At 34.4% G+C, this 18,486-nt stretch carries 17 protein-coding genes; 4 read left to right on the plus strand and 13 right to left on the minus strand.

All coding sequences use genetic code 11. The features are described 5' to 3' along the window. Positions 1–37 precede the first annotated feature (37 nt). The 3 genes from SMGD1_RS12000 to SMGD1_RS12010 are packed head-to-tail and all read right to left on the minus strand — an operon-like array spanning position 38 to position 2,054. On the minus strand, positions 38–514 hold the full coding sequence (locus SMGD1_RS12000) for a Fur family transcriptional regulator (protein WP_008340185.1): 477 nt from the start codon (positions 512–514) through the stop codon (positions 38–40). A gap of 2 nt (positions 515–516) precedes the next feature. Further along, the gene (locus SMGD1_RS12005) at positions 517–1,137 is read right to left on the minus strand and encodes a CvpA family protein (RefSeq protein WP_008340220.1); all 621 of its coding nucleotides are present in this window, start codon (positions 1,135–1,137) and stop codon (positions 517–519) included. A gap of 2 nt (positions 1,138–1,139) precedes the next feature. Next, positions 1,140–2,054 (minus strand): GGDEF domain-containing protein, encoded by a 915-nt coding sequence (locus SMGD1_RS12010; RefSeq protein WP_008340189.1) that lies wholly within the window; start codon positions 2,052–2,054, stop codon positions 1,140–1,142. 151 nt (positions 2,055–2,205) lie between these two features. Here SMGD1_RS12010 and SMGD1_RS12015 point away from each other — a divergent pair, with 151 nt between their 5' ends. Then, positions 2,206–3,555: a class II 3-deoxy-7-phosphoheptulonate synthase gene (locus SMGD1_RS12015; protein WP_008340181.1), complete on the plus strand. Its 1,350-nt coding sequence runs from the start codon at positions 2,206–2,208 to the stop codon at positions 3,553–3,555. 4 nt (positions 3,556–3,559) lie between these two features. Here SMGD1_RS12015 and SMGD1_RS12020 read toward each other — a convergent pair whose 3' ends face one another. Both SMGD1_RS12020 and abc-f read right to left on the minus strand, forming a co-directional pair. Beyond that, positions 3,560–4,504 carry a hypothetical protein gene (locus SMGD1_RS12020; protein WP_008340206.1) on the minus strand — a complete coding sequence of 315 codons (945 nt, stop codon included), beginning with the start codon at positions 4,502–4,504 and terminating at the stop codon, positions 3,560–3,562. A 79-nt stretch (positions 4,505–4,583) separates the two neighbouring features. Next, complete coding sequence (gene abc-f, locus SMGD1_RS12025) at positions 4,584–6,527, minus strand: ribosomal protection-like ABC-F family protein (protein WP_008340203.1); 1,944 nt, start codon at positions 6,525–6,527, stop codon at positions 4,584–4,586. A 202-nt stretch (positions 6,528–6,729) separates the two neighbouring features. On the opposite strand from abc-f, the gene SMGD1_RS12030 reads away from it, so the two are divergent. Further along, positions 6,730–9,276 carry a 2-oxoacid:acceptor oxidoreductase subunit alpha gene (locus SMGD1_RS12030; RefSeq protein WP_008340201.1) on the plus strand — a complete coding sequence of 849 codons (2,547 nt, stop codon included), beginning with the start codon at positions 6,730–6,732 and terminating at the stop codon, positions 9,274–9,276. Next, complete coding sequence (locus SMGD1_RS12035) at positions 9,273–10,118, plus strand: thiamine pyrophosphate-dependent enzyme (protein ID WP_008340179.1); 846 nt, start codon at positions 9,273–9,275, stop codon at positions 10,116–10,118. Before SMGD1_RS12030 ends, SMGD1_RS12035 begins: the two co-directional genes overlap by 4 nt. Here SMGD1_RS12035 and SMGD1_RS12040 read toward each other — a convergent pair. From SMGD1_RS12040 to SMGD1_RS12075, 8 genes are all read right to left on the minus strand, one after another. After that, positions 10,072–10,401, minus strand: coding sequence for a hypothetical protein (locus SMGD1_RS12040; RefSeq protein ID WP_241761485.1), 330 nt, complete (start codon positions 10,399–10,401; stop codon positions 10,072–10,074). The two genes, SMGD1_RS12035 and SMGD1_RS12040, sit on opposite strands and share 47 nt — an antisense overlap. A 2-nt stretch (positions 10,402–10,403) precedes the next feature. After that, entirely contained in the window at positions 10,404–10,895 is a 492-nt protein-coding gene (locus tag SMGD1_RS12045; RefSeq protein WP_008340187.1) for a SprT-like domain-containing protein, read from the minus strand. A gap of 3 nt (positions 10,896–10,898) precedes the next feature. After that, complete coding sequence (locus tag SMGD1_RS12050; protein ID WP_008340214.1) at positions 10,899–11,243, minus strand: TraR/DksA family transcriptional regulator; 345 nt, start codon at positions 11,241–11,243, stop codon at positions 10,899–10,901. Between the two features lie 121 nt (positions 11,244–11,364). After that, complete coding sequence (locus SMGD1_RS12055) at positions 11,365–12,720, minus strand: OprD family outer membrane porin (protein ID WP_008341437.1); 1,356 nt, start codon at positions 12,718–12,720, stop codon at positions 11,365–11,367. A gap of 89 nt (positions 12,721–12,809) precedes the next feature. Continuing rightward, positions 12,810–13,919 (minus strand): multiheme c-type cytochrome, encoded by a 1,110-nt coding sequence (locus tag SMGD1_RS12060; protein WP_008341440.1) that lies wholly within the window; start codon positions 13,917–13,919, stop codon positions 12,810–12,812. A gap of 93 nt (positions 13,920–14,012) precedes the next feature. After that, on the minus strand, positions 14,013–15,227 hold the full coding sequence (locus SMGD1_RS12065; RefSeq protein WP_008339818.1) for an ArsS family sensor histidine kinase: 1,215 nt from the start codon (positions 15,225–15,227) through the stop codon (positions 14,013–14,015). Further along, a complete protein-coding gene (locus SMGD1_RS12070) occupies positions 15,220–15,912 on the minus strand; it encodes a response regulator transcription factor (protein WP_008339747.1) in 693 nt (230 codons plus the stop codon). The genes SMGD1_RS12065 and SMGD1_RS12070 overlap by 8 nt, the downstream gene beginning before the upstream one ends. 118 nt (positions 15,913–16,030) lie before the next feature. Further along, positions 16,031–16,345: a hypothetical protein gene (locus tag SMGD1_RS12075; RefSeq protein WP_008339746.1), complete on the minus strand. Its 315-nt coding sequence runs from the start codon at positions 16,343–16,345 to the stop codon at positions 16,031–16,033. Between the two features lie 164 nt (positions 16,346–16,509). Here SMGD1_RS12075 and htpG point away from each other — a divergent pair, with 164 nt between their 5' ends. Next, the gene (gene htpG / locus SMGD1_RS12080; protein WP_008339687.1) at positions 16,510–18,402 is read left to right on the plus strand and encodes a molecular chaperone HtpG; all 1,893 of its coding nucleotides are present in this window, start codon (positions 16,510–16,512) and stop codon (positions 18,400–18,402) included. Positions 18,403–18,486: the final 84 nt, after the last annotated feature.

Raw genomic sequence — 18,486 nt, forward strand, 5'->3', positions numbered from 1 at the left:
GCTCTGGTCACTAAAGCTAGCTTCTTGACGAAGCAGATTATTTTTGTTGACATGTTTCGCATATACCATAGATTTGCATAGAGTGGTCTAGCATCTTAAAACCAAGTTCATCTGCAATATGGTGTTGTCTAGTTTCAATCTGTTCGTCTACAAATTCAGTAATATTTCCACACTCTGTGCAGATAAGATGATCGTGATGGTTCTTCGCACCAAGTTCATACTTTTTACCTTGTGCACCAAAAGATAGTGAAGTTACCATGTTGGAATCTTCTAGCAGAGATAGTGTTCTGTACACTGTTGCTATACCAGTTTTTAAGTCGGGAAATTTTTCTTGTATAAGATGATGTAAAGATTCTGGAGTTAGATGTTCATCAGAGTTGTAAAGAGTTTCTAAAATCACTTCTCTTTGAATAGTGAATTTTAGAGAATTCTTTTTTAGAAGTGATTTAAAGTCATTTAAAAGTTGTTCATACTCAATTGTTCTATCATTAAAATCAGTTGTTACAGTTGGCATAATTATTTTTTCTCCTGTATCTTGGATTCTATTTCTTTTTTCGTTTTTTCTACTACTTCTTGTGTAGAAGTTTTTACGCTTTTTGTTACTTCATTAGTAACTTTGTCTATAGTGCTGTTGATGTCATCACTTATTTCAACAGGATCAAGCTTCATAATGAAAGCACCGGTACTGACTAGTGCAGGAAATAAAAAGCTGTTGGCCATAGGGCCATCTATGCTAGATTTTATAGCTTTTATATTATAAGCTGCGTGAGCGATTACGGCTGCAATAAGAAAGAACTTACTAGCACCAAATACAAATCCCAGTATTCTGTCAAAGATTCCTAAGCCACTTAGTAAACTAAGCTTTTTAAATATGTAACCAACCCCAATCATAAAAAACCAGAAGATTGCCAGTGTTACTAAAAAACCGGCAAAACTAATGGCAGCACTGTTTTCAAATTTAAAAATCATATCACTTAAAGCTTGACCAACTGCATCTCCAATGCGGGACGCTACAAATATACCACCAATGATTCCGACAAGTCCGAAAACTTCTTTGAAGAATCCATTAAGTATTCCTTTTAGACCCAGCATTAAAATAATTACTGAGGCTACTAAGTCAAAATAGTTAAATTCCATGATTACTTCATTTCCGCATACATTTGATTTTTACCGCTGTTTTTAGCTTTGTACAGTGCCTTATCTGCTCTGGCAACAAGAGAGTCAGGCGTGTCTCCTTCGGCGTATCTAGTTGTACCTATACTCATAGTTACTCTAAGCCCTTCACCTTTATAGATAAGCTTATTTCCTCTAACAAGATCAAGAAGTCTGTTTGTAATTTTTTTACAATGTTCATCATCAATACGGTTTAAGATGATAATAAACTCTTCACCGCCATATCTAAATACTTTGTCTCCGTCTCTTAGTGTTTTCTTTAGAATATTTGCTATGAAGATTAAAACTTTATCTCCAGCAACATGCCCATATCTGTCATTGATATTTTTAAAGTCATCTATGTCTAAAATAAGCATATGAAACTCATAGTGTAGTTTATCGTTGGAACAAACATTTTTAAGATAAGTCGAGAGAGCGCGTCTGTTGAATACTTTTGTAAGTGAGTCTAAGTTTGATTTTTCTTCTAGAGTTTTTACTTGAGTCGTTAGCTGTGTAATAATCTCATTTGCTTTTTTGACTTCATCACTCATGTGATTTTGTATTTCGTTAAATTTAGTAGTAAGTGAAGGTAAGTCTATATGCTGCGCATGACATTCCATCAGTGTTTTTTCCTGCATTCTAGCAAGTTTTTCTATGTTTTGATTTGTATTAGCATATGAAGATAAACTTTTTTTAGCTATGTCTTTGTAGGCATTGTGAAACATAGTTTCTGCAAAACCGGCACTAGTCATATCTTCTTCACTAAGATTCATAATAAGTTGTGCAGATTCAGTAAGGTAGCTAGCAACTTGCTCTTTTGTTGCCTCTTCTTCCTCATCTATAATGGATAGTAGCTCTTTACACATTTTATTAGCGAGAGATATTAGTTGATCTTTTTGCATATTGATATCCTAGTAAAATATTTTGGTATTATACTAAGATAAGCATAAAAAAAGCTTTTGTTCTATTTAAATAATATTATAAATAGCTAATCAGAGCTATTTTAGGTGATTTAATGTAAAATTACAAAAATTATAAATTTAAGGTTTTATTATGAGTATTTGGAGCCCATCAAGTTGGAGAGAAAAGCCGGTTTTACAGCAACCTACTTATCCAAACAAAGATGAATTAAATAAAGTTCTATCAGAATTGAAAAATTATCCACCACTTGTATTTGCAGGTGAAGCTCGTTCATTAAAGAGTCAGTTGGCAAATGTTGCAAATGGGAATGCTTTTTTACTTCAGGGTGGAGATTGTGCAGAAAGTTTTAGTGAGTTTCATGCTTCAAATATTCGTGATACATTTAAAGCTTTATTACAAATGGCTGTTGTTATGACTTATGCCGGTGGCGTACCAGTTGTTAAAGTAGGTCGTCTTGGCGGTCAATTTGCAAAACCTCGTTCAGCAGATACTGAAACAATAGGCGATGTAACTCTAGACTCATATCGTGGAGATATAATAAACGGTGTTGACTTTACTTCAGAAGCTCGTGTACCAGATCCTCAGCGAATGATAAAAGCTTATAACCAATCTGCTGCTACTCTAAACTTACTTCGTGCATTTGCATCTGGTGGTTTAGCAGATTTACATCAAGTTCATAAATGGACGTTGGATTTTGCACACCAAAGTGAAATCAGTAAAAAGTTTGAAAAACTAGCAGAAGATATTGATACTTCACTTAAATTTATGGAAGCTTGTGGTGTTACATCTAAAACATACAGAACTTTAAGAGAGACAGATTTTTACACATCGCATGAGGCACTTCTACTGCCGTACGAAGAAGCTTTTACAAGAAAAGATTCCCTTACTGGTGATTGGTATGATACTTCTGCTCACATGTTATGGATCGGTGATAGAACTCGTCAACTTGATGGTGCTCATGTTGAATTTTTAAAAGGTGTTAAAAATCCTATTGGAGTTAAAGCTGGACCATCAATGGATCCGGACGATTTAGTTAGATTGGCTAAAACATTAAATCCAGAAAATGAAGCTGGTCGCTTAAATATTATTGTTAGAATGGGTGCAAATAAGGTTGGTGATGGTATGCCTAAACTTATTCGTGCAATAGAAAGAGAAGGGATGAAAGTTGTTTGGAGTTGTGATCCAATGCATGGTAATACTATAAAATCATCAAATAACTATAAAACTCGTCCTGTAGATTCTATTTTAACAGAGATGAAACAGTTCTTTCAAGTTCACAAAGCTGAAGGAACATTTGCAGGTGGAGTACACTTAGAGATGACTGGTAAAAATGTAACTGAGTGTATCGGTGGTTCATTTACTGTAACAGAAGAAGATTTAAGTTCTCGTTACCATACTCACTGTGATCCAAGACTAAATGCGGACCAAGCTTTAGAGTTGGCATTTTTAATTGCAGATACTTTAAAATTAGCAAACAAATAGAGTTTTAGAAGAATTCTATTTCATCCTCTAAATTATCATCAGATGGCATAAGTGTCATCTGCAGTTGAGAGATGCTACTTAAAAGAGTTTTATCTAAGTAGTGAACATCTTGGGCATCTTTCGTTATAAAAATAGACATCCTCCAACTTCTAAGATCATTAATAATCGCTTTTAAATAGGTTTGAATATAACCTTGCATCTCATCATTCATCTGAGAACGCTCAGATTTAGAAAGTAAGTCACTTAAAATCGTTAATGTATAAGATAACTCTTCAAAATCATACATACGGTTTAGTATCTTTGCATATCTTGCAAATAGTTTTGAAGAGTCTTGTATTGCCTTTTGAGTTATAAATTTTTTAGCATCTAAAGTGTTAAGAGTGTTATATTCTAACTCATCTAGTTCTTCAATAAATTCATTCTCTACATCAATCTCTGATAAATATTCAATCGCTGAAGAAGAGTTTTTATTTACTTTTAGATTTGTTGGCATCTCTACTTTGTTTGAAGAGTTTGGTCTGTTTATATATTGATCGTGATAGTATAGTGCTATATATTCGTCAATAACACCCTCAAAGTTAAAGTCCATAAGTTCTGAGATCTGACTTATCAGCTCATTATCAAGTTTAGTATTATCATTAGCAAAGCATAAAAGCGCATTTTTTAAGTGTACACAAATTATGAATACATCTGAGAGAGGAATATTTTTTTTCTTAAATAGCATTAGCATTACGCCGATAACTGGGCATTCACCTAGTTTATTTTTAGATTCCACAACACCTATTGCATAGTCAAAAACTTTTGAAGCAAAGTTTTCTCTGTAAAAATATATATCGAAATCATTTTTCTTGAGGGCATTTTGTACAGCTTTATAGCCAATCCAGGCATCCAAAATAATCTCTTTATTATCTTTAATTAAGTTGATATTTTTTAAAATCTTTTCAAACATACAAAAGTCCTTTTATGGGATAGATGTATATTATCATATATTTAAAAGGAGATTATGATTTAATCACAAAAAATGTCAATTATGAATTGATCTCTTCATTTTTTTCTTCGATTGTGAGTAGTTCTTCTATTTTTTGCTCATAGAGAAGTTCTAGCTCTCCAAGCTCAGATGCAAGTTTGGATATACCTATTCCTTCATAACATTTTGGATCAGCCAAACACTTGTTTTTTTCTTTCATCTGTAGTTCAAGTTCTTCTATTTCTTTAGGAAGTTTCTCTAGTGCAATTTTCTCTTTAAAGGTAAGTTTTAGAGTTTTTAGCTTTTCTCTTACTTCTTTTTCTTCTTCTTTTACACTTGTTGCAGAAGCTTCCATCTCATCAAGTTCTTTTAACTCTTTTTCAAGTTCCAAGTACTCAGAGTACTGTTGATAAGATTCTTCTATATGTTTATCAGCCTTAAATATAAAAAGTTTTTTAGCAATCTTATCTACAAAGTATCTATCGTGGCTAACTATGATTACAGCACCTGGAAAATTAGTTAGTTGTTCTTCTAAAATGTTTATAGTAGGAATATCTAAATCATTTGTAGGCTCATCTAAAATCAGTATGTCAACATCTTTAGTAAAGAGCAGGGCAAGCGCAATACGGTTTTTTTCTCCACCGCTGAGAACACCAATCTTTTTCTCTAAGAATTCTCTTGGAAAAAGAAAGTTTTTTAGATATCCATATACATGCATATCTTTTCCACGAACACTAACACGGTCACCCCCATGAGGACAAAAAGTCTCCATAAGGTTTCTATCATCATCTAGCATCTCTCTGTGCTGATCAAAATAGCCTATTTTAAAGTCACCCTGTTTTATCTTTCCGCTTGTTGGTTTTAGACGTCCTAGAAGAGCTCTTAAAAGTGTTGATTTACCACTGCCGTTTGGTCCAACTATCGCTATAACATCTTTTTGAAGTATACGAGTTGTAAAGTTTTTTAGAAGCTCTTTATTTCCAAGTGTAAGAGATAAATCTTCTACTTCAAAAAGCATCTTTTGTTTGTTGATACTTTTATCTCGATTAAAATGTTTGGCTTCACGTTGAAGTTCAACTGACATCATTCTTATTTTTGCAGGATTATTCTTCGCATCTTCACGAATAGACATTAGTCGCTCTTTACGACCTTCATTTCTTTTAAGTCTAGCACGAACACCTCTTGCATACCAAGCATTTTCTCTCTTTAATATATCAAGAAGATTATCATGCTGTTTTTGAAGTGTTCTTATGTACTCTGCTTTTTGTGTAAGATAATCACTGTATCCACCGCTGTATTCTCGCAAGGCACAATCATCAACTTCTATACTCTTGGTAGCGATTCTATCTATAAAGTATCTATCATGAGAGATGAAAACAAGTGTAAATTTTTCTTTTAAGATAAGCTCTTCTAAAAACTCAACCATATATACATCAAGATGATTTGTAGGCTCGTCAAGAAGCAAAATGTCTGGTTTTTGAAGAAGTAGAGATGCAAGGGCGACACGACGTTGTTCACCTCCGCTAAGTAGGACTATTGGTTTGTCTTCATACTGTTTTAAGTCAAAATGCTGAATGATTCGCTCTATCTTGTCATCGAGATTCCAAGCATTGTGATGTTCTATGTAGCGAGATAAGTTTTCATGTTCATCTATGAGTTTTTTATTTTCAAAATCATCTGCTAAAAGCAGTGATAATTCATTGTAACGTTCTTTTGCAATATTTAGTTCTAAAAGGCCATCTTCAACAGCTTCTCTAACCGTCTGACCCTCTTTAAAGTTTGGTCTCTGGTCTAGCATCTTGATTTCTAAATCATTACGTGTAATTCTCTGACCGGCATCTTGGTCTAGTGTGCCATTTACTATTTTCATAAGAGTAGATTTACCGCTACCGTTTTTACCGATGATGACGATGCGCTCGCCTTCATCTACATGAAAATTTACTTCGGTTAAAATTTTTTGTGCTGAGTAGTGTTTTGAAATATTTTGCAGGTCTATTAATGCCATGAGGTTGTGAAAACTCCCTTTATATAGTGCTTAGTTATTTTTTTGACATTGTATCATCTTTACAAGCCTTAGTTGTTTTACTAAGACATTTTACATATGATAATATTTTATATATGCAATAAAATTATATGTGAAAAAACAGTTTTTAATAAGTTTAAAGTAGTAGTATAAGTAATACTTTTATTTCATCAAGGATATACCTATGACGAGAAAAGAACTAAAACTCTTTAACGGAAAAGATGGTGCCAAAGCATATATTGCTTATAAAGGTAACGTTTACGATGTTACTGATAGTAATATGTGGAGTAACGGGGAGCATGAGGGAATGCATAATGCAGGGGTAGACTTAACTCCAATGATGGCAAATGCACCGCATGCAAGCGAAGTCTTTAGAAATTTCCCAGTAGTATCTACACTTGAAAATGAACCACATTTAGAAAAACAGAATTCACAAGATATAGACAAAGAAAAATTAAGAATTTGGTATAAAAAATATCATCCACATCCAATGGTCGCACACTTCCCTATAGTACTGCATCTCTTCGCGTCTGTGTTGGACTTACTCTTTTTTGCATCTCCAAAAGAGAGTTATGCAATTGTTATTTATTATACATTTTTTGTAGCCACTATTACAGGATTTTTAGCGATGATACCTGGCTTTTTAAGTTGGTGGATAAATTACGGTCTCTCAAAATCCAAACCTTTTGTTATAAAAATAGTTGTCTCAATTTTCACACTTATGCTTGGTGTAGTTGCTATTTATATCTATATAAATGATCCAAATGTTGTTTATGAGAGCTCTTTTCTTGGAGTTACTTACCACTTTATCATACTGGTTACAGGAGTAAATGTAATTATCCTCGGATACTACGGAGGTAAGATTACCTGGGGTGATAGTTTTATGAGTGAAGAAGAAAAAGTCCAAGAGAGTCCTGAAGTTCTAGAAATAAAAGAAGAACCAGTTTTAGGAAAACTAACTCTTGCTAAAAGTTATGAAGCACCTTTTATCTCAGACTCAAATCAATCAGCAGTTTCATTAAGCCAAAATAATAAAAAACAAAAGACTAATGAAAAAGCTACAAGTGTTGCTATTCTTATCGGTGGAGCGGCAGGAACAGGAATAGATACTTTAGAAAAAATTCTTAGTGATACTTTAAAGGATAGTGGTTATTATATTTTTACAAATAAAGAGTTTATGTCAAGAGTACGTGGTGGAAGTAATACTATTCTTATCCGTATCTCAGATGCACCGATAGAAGCGCCATGCTGGGAAGTTGATCTCTTTATAGCAATAGATGAACTCGCTCTCAATCATGCGAAGCAGAGATGCACAGAAAACACACTTATTCTCGTAGATGAAAACTTCTCTAACAAAGAAGAAGGCCTCTGCTCAATCTCTATGAATGAGACAGCTAAAAAACTTGGTAATGCACGCTGTAGTAATACATTTGCTGCAGGTATTTTATTTGGAGTATTTGGCATAGAAGTTGAGCCTTTAGTGAAAAATGTAGCTGAACATTTTAAAGATGATAGCATAAATGAAGAGGCTGTAAAACTTGGTTTTGAAGCAGCTAAAAGTATAGACAGTTCTAGACTTCCAAGCTTTCCAAAAGCAGATAAAAGTAGAGTTGAGAGCCTGCATCTGATGGATGGAACAACAGCATCTGGTTTTGGCTTTTTAGCAGGTGGTTGTAATTTTGTGGCATCTTATCCTATGTCTCCATCAACTGGAGTTCTCAACTTTATGGCATCTATGTCTAAAGAGTTTGAAATAGCACTGGAGCAGAGTGAAGATGAGATAGCATCTCTGCATATGGTTCTTGGTGCTTGGTATGCTGGAGCACGTGCACTGACGACTACATCAGGCGGTGGTTTTGCGCTGATGGGAGAGGCATTGAGTCTCTCAGGTATGAGTGAGGTTCCTGCTGTTATATACTTAGCACAAAGACCTGGTCCTGCAACTGGGATGCCAACACGAAGCGAGCAGGGTGATTTGAACATGGCACTTCACTCAGGTCATGGACCGTTTCCTAGAATAATCTTGGCACCTGGTTCATTGAGGGAGTGTGTAGATTATGGTTATCTTGCTTTTGAGCTTGCAGACAGATATCAATCTCCTGTTATATATTTAAGTGATCAATATTTAGCAGACTCAATGGCGATGATAGATGATGTTGATTTTTCGGCTTACGAGCAACGACGTTACATTACTCATACAGATTCTGAGTATGAAAGATATGTAGAGACTCCAAATGGAGTAAGTCCTAGAGGTGTTCCAGCATTTGGTGAAGGTCTTGTATGTTCAGAAGGACATGAACACGATGAGAGAAGTCAGATAACGGAAGACTACAACAAGCGGGTTGTGATGGCAAATAAGCGAGCCAGAAAAGAAGAAGCTCTAATCTTAGAAGCCATTGCACCTGAGTATATCGGTGATGGTGATATAGCAGTAGTGGGTTGGGGTTCAACCAGTGGAGCGATAGCGGAGGCAGTAAAACTGCTTGATAATTCACGTTTAGTTCAAGTCCATTTCACATGGGTTCATCCGCTAAATCCAGAGCACCTAGAAGCCCTTAAAAAGTACAAACACATTATAGTTGTGGAGAATAATGCTGATGGAGCATTTGCCGACAGACTTAAAATACAAGGTGTTAAGATTGATAAAATAATTTTACAGTTTAATGGATTTGCATTTTTTGCAGACCAGTTAAGAGAGATAATTTTAAAAGAACTCAAGGAGCTATTATGAGCCATGTATTTGATCGTAAAGATGTAGATGTAGCTTGGTGTCCTGGGTGTGGTAACTTTGGCATCTTGAAACTTATTAAAGAAGTTCTTGAAGAGTTAGGCTCTGATCATCGCAGCAGTGTTATAGTCTCAGGTATCGGACAAGCTGCAAAAACTCCTTACTACATAGATGTAAACATGTATGGAGTTCTTCACGGTAGAGCGCTTCCTGTTGCCACCGCTATAAAGGTTGCAAATCCTGAGTTAAATGTTATAGCAGAGGGTGGTGATGGTGATATGTATGGCGAAGGAGGAAATCATTTTCTTCATACTATCAGACGTAATGTTGACATAGTCCACATAGTTCATAACAACATGGTTTACGGACTAACAAAAGGTCAAGCTTCTCCTACGAGTCAAAAGGGCTTTAAAACAAAAGTGCAGGTCGATGGAGTAGGTAATGAACCATTTAATCCTTTGAGTGTTGCCTTGGCTCTAAATGCAGGCTTTGTATCACGTGTAAATATTGGAAACTCCGCTCATGCAAAAGAAGTGATAAAAGCTGCTTTTATGCATAAGGGTTATGCACTTGTAGATATCTTTCAGCCATGTGTTACTTTTAATAAGACAAACACATATAAGTGGTTTAAAGAAAATACCTACCTGCTAGATGCAACTCATGACCGGAGTGATATGGCATCTGCTATGAGTAAAGCTTTTGAAGCGATGCCGATGCCTCTTGGCGTCTTATATAAAAATGAAAGTGTGACGTTTGAGCAACGCATCCGAAAAGGTGAGACTACTCCGCTATATGCATCTAAGCATGATCTTGGGGAGATTCAGAAGAAGTTTGAGAGTTTTTAAACTTCTTGTCATGGAACTTGTACCATTTACAGCGTTTTTTATTTTTGATTGAGTATATGTTGTATGTAAATTTCCTGCTACATTCTTGACACTCAAATGTGGCACGGTTTTTAAACTTGTTGTAATGTACAAATAAAAAGTTTCCTACCTGATCGCCTTTTTTATAGACTATTTTTTCATTTTTTGCGTAGGCTTTTTCGGTTAGAAGAGCATCTTCACGCTGTTTTACCAGCCAAGTAGGTTCTGCATCTTCTTCAAACTCATATTCCATTTTATTTTTCATTATTAAAAGGGTAGTTTACCCATCACAACATCTTGGCTGTTTACATACTGCTCACAGTTTACTCCGCCTAGTTTTTCGCAGGCTTCTTGCCACTCTTTAGAGTGCCCGTCTTTCTCTCTATCTCTCATACCAAGCTTAAAAATAAGAGCGTGAGCATATTCATGAGCTATAACACTATCGACCATATAGTCCATACTTTCTTGCATCACTTTCTTGTTCAGATATATCTTTATCTCGCCATTTTTATAAGCAGTGATTCCATATAATCTTCCCTTGAACTTATCTGTAACGATGATGGGAACTCTGAAAGAAAAGCCGTAGTTACTCTGCATAAGTTGAAGTACTTCTTGCTCTTTATCTACTATGCGTTTTTTATAGCTCTCTGGTATATCATTAGTTGAAAACATATAGTTATCGTAGTAGTTTTTAGATAGCACTAAAATAGCGATAATAATAACAGCTAAAAAGAATAGTTCTAGTTTTTTTGTAAACATGTTTTAGCGGTTCAGTTGGGAGATGCAAGCAACACAGTGAGTTGATTCAGGCAGTAGCATTAGACGACCAAAGATAATCTCTTCTTCACACTCTGCACAGATGCCATAACCATCTTTACCGATTTTTTGAATTGCGTATTTGAGTTTGTTTACCCTTATTTGGGCTTCATGAAGTGCGTGCTCGTTTACCTGTTGTTCTTGCATCATCTCTTGACGAGTAAGTCTTCCAAGTGAGCAGTCAGGTGCAATAGGTTTTATCTTATCTTGAAGTTCATCTATCTCTTTTTGCATAGCATCAAGATCTTGTATGATTTTTTCTTTGATCTTTTGTCGTTGTTCTTTTGTCATGTTGAGAGTATATCAAAAAAAGAAAATATCCGATACCTTGGACAAGAAGGTACCGGAACAGGAGAAAAATATTGCTTACCCAATACCACCATAAGTTGATATTGGGATGAAAAATAAAGAGTTAGAAATCGTATGAAGCTACAGCACGAAAGTGATTCATTTTTTTCTCTGCTGTTGCACTGCTATCGTACTCACTAGTTCTGATTGCATTAAATACTTTTAGCATCCATGCTTTAGTCGGTTTGTAAGCTAGGATAATATCAGCTTCAGTTGCATCGTTGTTAGCAACCAAGTTTGAAGGTGAGTAAGCAGTTGTTTTAGACTTACCGTAGTTAGCATAACTTGCCATGATTTTTAGACCTTTCATGATTGTGTAGTGTCCACCGACTTTATAAGCACTAACATCTTGTCTGTAAGCATTACGAGAGAAAAGTGAACTTGTATAAGCAGGATCCGCACCCCATGCATTTAAAAAACCGCTTTTTATAAATGTATTTCCATCGTTGTCATTGTCATTTGACTTATTGTAAGCAGCATAAACTGACCATTTTTTGTTACCTATTTTTGCTTTAGCACCCATCAGGTTATAGTTGAGTTTTCCAGCAAGTTTATCACCAACTTCACTCTGCTTCAGGTACTGAGCACTAAGTGCAAGGTTTGTTCCCTTAACTACAGGAAACTTGTAGTCAATATCAGCATAGATCATATTTGCAATATCCCATGCATAGTAGTCCCATAGAGATACAGTTAGACCTTCAACACCGTTATATGTTGCTCCAACTACTGTCATACCCGCTGTGTTTTTAGCAACTCCTGCACCTTCTGCAAGACTATGGAACTCAGCTTGCACTATACCTGTAGCACTCTGTGTCTCCATTGGTCTTGAAACACCAGCAGTCTTAGTCTTTTCACCGATTAAACTCCAGTCAGTAGCTGCTCTAGAACCGTAAGACATTCTTGTAATATGACCAAGGTTAAATGAAAAACCAGGAACTTTTTCAGTTCCTAACATGTATGCATCATAGAAGTTTGGCATTAGAGACCATTTAATCTTTGTAAGTGGTGTACTCAATATTTGACGTCCACCTTTAAAGTTAAGCATGTCATGTTTGTACTCTACATAAGCTTGACCAAGTTCTGATTTATCTTGTCCTTGTGTAGCTGTAAACATTCCCAGCGCATTTTGCTTACCTGCATCCCATTTAGTTAGACCAGTATCACCATTGATGTAAAAAGCAGCTCCAAATTTAAGACCGTCCAGAACTTCCGGAGTCACATATTTTAATGTACCTAAGTAACCACTACCGTCATTTGGTGTCCAAGCATTATCTTTATCGCTAATAATGTGCATTACTTTTAGTTGACCTGAAACAACACCTCCACCTAATAGTGCTGTTTCTTTTACTTCTGGAGTATCTGCCGCTTGAAGAACCATAGTTCCTGCAAGTACTGCTATTGATATAGCTATTTTTTTCATTTATTCTTCCCTTATTTTTTGTAACATAATTGTGGCAAACTAATGTCAACTATATGTTATTGTATTGTTAACGTATTGTTAATGAACTCTTATTTAACGATGTATGTCTCTTTTTTAAGTACATAAAACTTTTTAGCCACTTCATCTTTGTCAAGTCCAAACTTCTTAAGTGCTTTTGGCTTAACTAGAAAGTAACCAAGTGTTACATGCACTTTGTCACCTTTTAGCAGTTCTTTTTTATAAGTAACTACACGTTTTTCATTTGCTTTAATCATAGTATCTTTTATGACTGTATTTGCAACCCACGGAGGTGTAGGTTTTCCATCTTTTCCAATAACTCGTACAAACACTTCAGGCTCGAATTTATCAATCTTACCATTTCTCTCCACACTAACGCGCAGTTGAGACATACGCAGCGGATGCAGAAGTAGGGCATGAGAGCTTTTGTTGTTAACTGCAACTTCAAAGCTACCAATATTATTTAGAAACTCTAGTTCTATATATTTTGATAACATGTCTTGGTTAGTATGAGCCCCTGGAAAACCATGAAAACTGTGTTCTTTAGTATCTCTGACATTTGATGCTGAACCACTTACTTTTGGCATGTGGCACGATACACAGTTAGCTCTATCCATCTCATTGCTTATATTTGTTGAACAAACATTTAGGTTTGCTTTGTTCTTCTTATGAGAGTGACAACCTATGCATACGTTTCCATTTTGAAAATTTTCATTCTCTGATGATGAAGTGTGAAACTCACTTTTAAGTGCATTTTTCATAGTTCCAAAATAGTGTTTCTCTTTTTTAGAGACAACATTTGTGTTTGACATATCACCATGTTCGATAGACTCTATACGATGGCAGTATGCACAAGAGATACCTTCAGTATGAGTAGAATCTGTCGCATCCGGAACACCTTTTGTTCCTTTGCCAAGCATGTCTTTTAGATTACTTGCAGTCGGTGTATGACACTTAGCACATTTATATTTTCCTTGTTTTGTGTTCATAGGATGCTTGTCCCATACGGCTTTATGGATTGGGTCCTTAAAGATTGTAGAGTTTTGGTGCATAGTGCTCTCATACTCTTGACTAATCACAGGGTGACAACTTTTACACTCACTGTTTGGAGCAAACTTTGAATTTGCAGTTAATAGAGTGTTAAACAATAAAAATATCGTTAGCAGATATTTAATTTTCATATGTATCCTTTTTGTTAAATCTAAATTGAAACACAAACTATAAGAAAAATGTATGAATTAGATATTAATAAAATGTTAACTGCCTGTTAATGGCTATATCTCAATTGTAAAACAGTTATAACCATTTTCATACTTGTATGAAAGGGTATAGTTATGCTTTCTTAGTATGGCATCTACAATGTATAGCCCTAAACCAAAACTCTCAGAAGCCTTCATTTCACCTTTTGTAAATGGTTGTACATAGTAATCAAGTTCTTCGTCCATTTTATCACCACGTGAGCAGAAATGTATTCCATGTTCTTCACACTCTATGTAAAAATCATTATCTTGCGAGTACTTAAGACCATTGTCAATCAAGTTTTTAAACACAATTGTAAATAGCTCAAAATTTATCTCTAGTCTTCTTTTTGAAAAATTATTTTTAATCGAGTCCGGCTCTAAAAACAACATATCTGTAGCTTGTCCTATCACATCTGTAAGCGGGTAAAGTTTCTTCTGAAGTTTTTGATCTGTTGCTGTAATCTTTTCAATATGTACAAACTCTTTTAGTAGAAGTTCAAGTCTTGTAAACACATTGTTTAAAACATTTTTTGATTTAGAATCTTCTATGAATTCAAGAGCTAGCTTTCCGCTTGTAATAGGTGTTTTACACTCATGAGTAATGTTTCTTAAAAAAATTATTCTTGCTTGAAGAATCTCTCTAATCTTTTTGGCTGATTTATTAAACTCGTTTGATACTTCTGCAATCTCATCACTACGAGTTGATGAAAAATCTATATCTACCTCTCCCTCTCCAAAACGGCGAATCTGCAGCTGTAGATGCTTTAATGGATAGAGACTAATAGCTATAGATAAAAGAAGAAGTAACATAATTGCAATAAAAGCAGCATATAACCACCAAACATAGTCAACATTTATTGAACGAGTGTTTTCATCTTTAAGAAGCATTGTTCCTACTTCAGGCGGAACTATCACATATCTAAAAGAGTCTCTCTCATAAAGATGAAAATCACCCTTTGCGCAAGATACAGTGTCAAATTTTTTTAGATTTTGAATACTCTTATATAGCTTTTTATCCTCAACTACAGAGATATTGTCTTTTTTCAAGGCTACAAGCAGTTCATCGTATGTACTTTCTCCAATCTTCCATCTCATAACAGACATAGCAACATGATGATAGTGAACACGAAGTTTTTCTCTCTCATTCGTAAACTCATGTTTGTGCATCACTTTAAACAGAGCAGTTGTCGCAACTATGGCTAAAAAGAAAGATAGTACGATTCTTAGCAGTATAGAGTGTTTATTCATTTTGCATCATCCTATAACCAATACCTCTTACAGATTCAAAATATTTTGGATCTCTTGGGTTGTCATTTAGTTTAGTACGAAGCCTGCTGATGATTACATCAATGCTTCTATCGCCACTGCTCCAATTCATGCCTTCAACACTGTCTAAAATCTGCTCGCGTGAAAATACTATTCCTCTGTTTAGTAAAAATAGTTTGAGTACTCCAAATTCTGCTACAGTTAAATCTAATGGCTTATCTTTAAAGCATATCTTCATAGTTGTTTTGTCGCATTTAAATTCATGGTCTTCAAAAGTTTCATTTGTATTTATGCTGTTATTTGAACGTCTTAGTTGAACTTGTATTCTTGCTATGAGTTCACGGGTGTCAAATGGTTTTGGAAGGTAATCATCAGCACCTTTTTCCAGTCCAAGTACTTTATCACTTACGTTATCGCGTGCTGACATGATTATAATTGGAATAGCATGCTTTTTTCTTATTAGCTCACACAACATTAGTCCGTCCATTTTAGGCAAAGATAGGTCTAGCAGTATGATTTTGTAAGATTTTTCTTCGAGTCTGTTTAATACTTTTAGTGGATCATTTAAAATATCTACAGTGTAATCACTATGGATTAAATAGCTGGCAAGCAGATCTGATAGGTCTAAATCATCTTCTACTATTAGTATGTCTGTTTTTTCTCTCATTGTAAAATCTTATTATTGGTTTATGAAATAAGATGTTAACGAAATAAGTTTTTTTTATAGTTTAATATTGGATGTTTCTAATTGTTTATCACAAAGTTATTACAAAAGTAAACATTTTTTACTCTTTTATATTCTCAAAGCACAACTCTTTAGCAGTAAACCAGTCAGCAATGCCTTGATCATTGTATTGATATTCTCTCTGTTTTGGAGGAATTACGCTATTTCTCATTTTAGAGCGGATTATACCCATGATAATAAAACTAAGAAGCAGTGTCGCAATAGCTATAAAGTAGTCAAATATGTACCAAACTACTAGAGCAATTATATATATAGAAAACTGTAGGAATATTTTTATTAAAAAAGATATGAGTTTGCATCTCTTGGAATGAAGCTTTGGTGTTGGTTCCATCATCTCTATAAAATCGTTTTCCATATATACACCTCTATTTATTTGTTTAAAAATTATATCCAAAATATATTAATTGGAAGTTGACTAAAGTTATATGAGTGAGAGAGGCTAAACTAAGTTGATGTTAATTGCAACTATTAACTTTTTTTTGATAAACTACGAGAAATTTTTACACAAGGATATTTAAGATGGCAAAACATCAGTTTCAAACAGAAGCAAATCAAATATTAAACTTAATGATTCACTCACTATATTCAAACAAAGAGATTTTCATCCGTGAGTTAGTGTCAAACGCTTCAGATGCATTAGATAAACTAAATATGTTAGTTCTTACTGATGATAAATATAAAGAAGTTACTTTCTCTCCTCGTATAGATATAGTTGCTAATAAAGAGGCTAAAACATTAACTATTAAAGATTCTGGTATTGGTATGAATGAAGAGGACTTAATGAGTCATCTTGGTACTATAGCAAAGTCTGGTACAAAAGCATTTTTAGAAAATCTTACAGGAGACCAGAAAAAAGATTCTAATTTAATTGGTCAATTTGGTGTTGGTTTTTACGCTTGTTTTATGGTAGCTCACAAAGTTGAAGTAACAACAAAAAAAGCTGGCGAAGAGCAGGCATTTTTGTGGACAAGTACTGGTGATGGTGAATTTGATGTAGAAAATACTACTCAAGATGGGCATGGTACTACAATCGTAATGCATCTTAATGATGAAGAAGCAGAGTTTTTAGAAGCACATAGAATAGAAACAATTATTAAAAAATACTCTAATCATATTCCATTCCCGATTTTTATGGATAAAGATAAATTTATTCCTGCTGTAAAAGATGATGATGGAAAAGAAACGGAACCTTCAAGAACTGAGATAGAAAATGTACAGATTAACCGTGCAAATGCACTTTGGACTATTTCAAAATCTGAAATTACAGATGAAGAATATAAAGATTTCTATAGTTCAATAGCTCATTCATCAGAAGAGCCCTTAGCTTGGATGCACAACAAAGCAGAGGGTGCAATAGAGTACACAACACTTTTTTATATTCCAAATAAGGCTCCAATGGATATGTTTAGAGTTGATTACCAGACTGGTATTAAACTTTATATTAACCGTGTATTTATTACAGATGATGAAAAAGAGTTAATGCCTACTTATCTAAGGTTTTTACGTGGTGTAATTGACTCTAAAGATTTACCACTTAATGTATCTCGAGAGATATTACAATCAAATGCAGTTATGAATAAAATCAAAAATGCTTCTGTTAAAAAAGTACTTTCAGAATTATCTAAAATAGCTAAAAATGATTCTGAAAAATATGACAAATTCTTTGCTGAATTTGGAAATGTTTTAAAAGAAGGTCTTTACAGTGATTTCGGAAATCGTGAAAAAATCTTAGAGCTTATGAAATTTAATACTATTAACTCTACTGAGACGGTAATGATTGAAGAGTTCGTTAAAAATGTAGATGAAGAGAAAAAAGAAATCTATTATATAACTGGTAAGACTTCACTTTCAATGCTAAAAAGCTCTCCTGCATTAGAGAGATTTAAAGCTAAAGGTATTGATGTTTTAGTTTTAAATGAAGAAGTTGATACTATTATCTTCCCAATGGTAACTGAATACAAAGAGTATAAACTTGTGCACGTTGGGGATGCTAAATTCGAAGAGAGTGAAGAAGAGAAAAAAGCTGAAGAAGAAGTAGCTAAGTCTTATGAAGGTCTTGCAAAAGAGTTTAAAGATGCACTTGGTGATAGAGTTAAATCTGTTGAAACTACTTCAGACCTAGTTGATTCACCTGTAAAACTAAAAGAAGATAAAGAAGACCCAGCTTATATGATGGCTCAAATGATGAAGCAAATGGGACAAGACTCAGGCGCACCAGCACCGGCTCCAATCTTCCAGATTAATCCTAAACATGAACTTATCATGAAACTAAAAGATTCTGCTGATCAAAATCTCATTAATGATGCTGCTCATGTATTATTTGACCAGGCAAAACTATTTGATGGTATAGAACTTGATGATACAGCAGACTTCATTTCAAGGCTAAATAGAATTATTACTAAAGCATTATAATTTTTTTTTATATGAGTGCATAAGTAGCACTCATATACTTATTTCATATTTATAGGATAGTTTAATATATAAGATTACAAAAAC

This window comes from Sulfurimonas gotlandica GD1 (assembly GCF_000242915.1).
GTDB classification, from domain to species: Bacteria; Campylobacterota; Campylobacteria; order Campylobacterales; family Sulfurimonadaceae; genus Sulfurimonas; species Sulfurimonas gotlandica.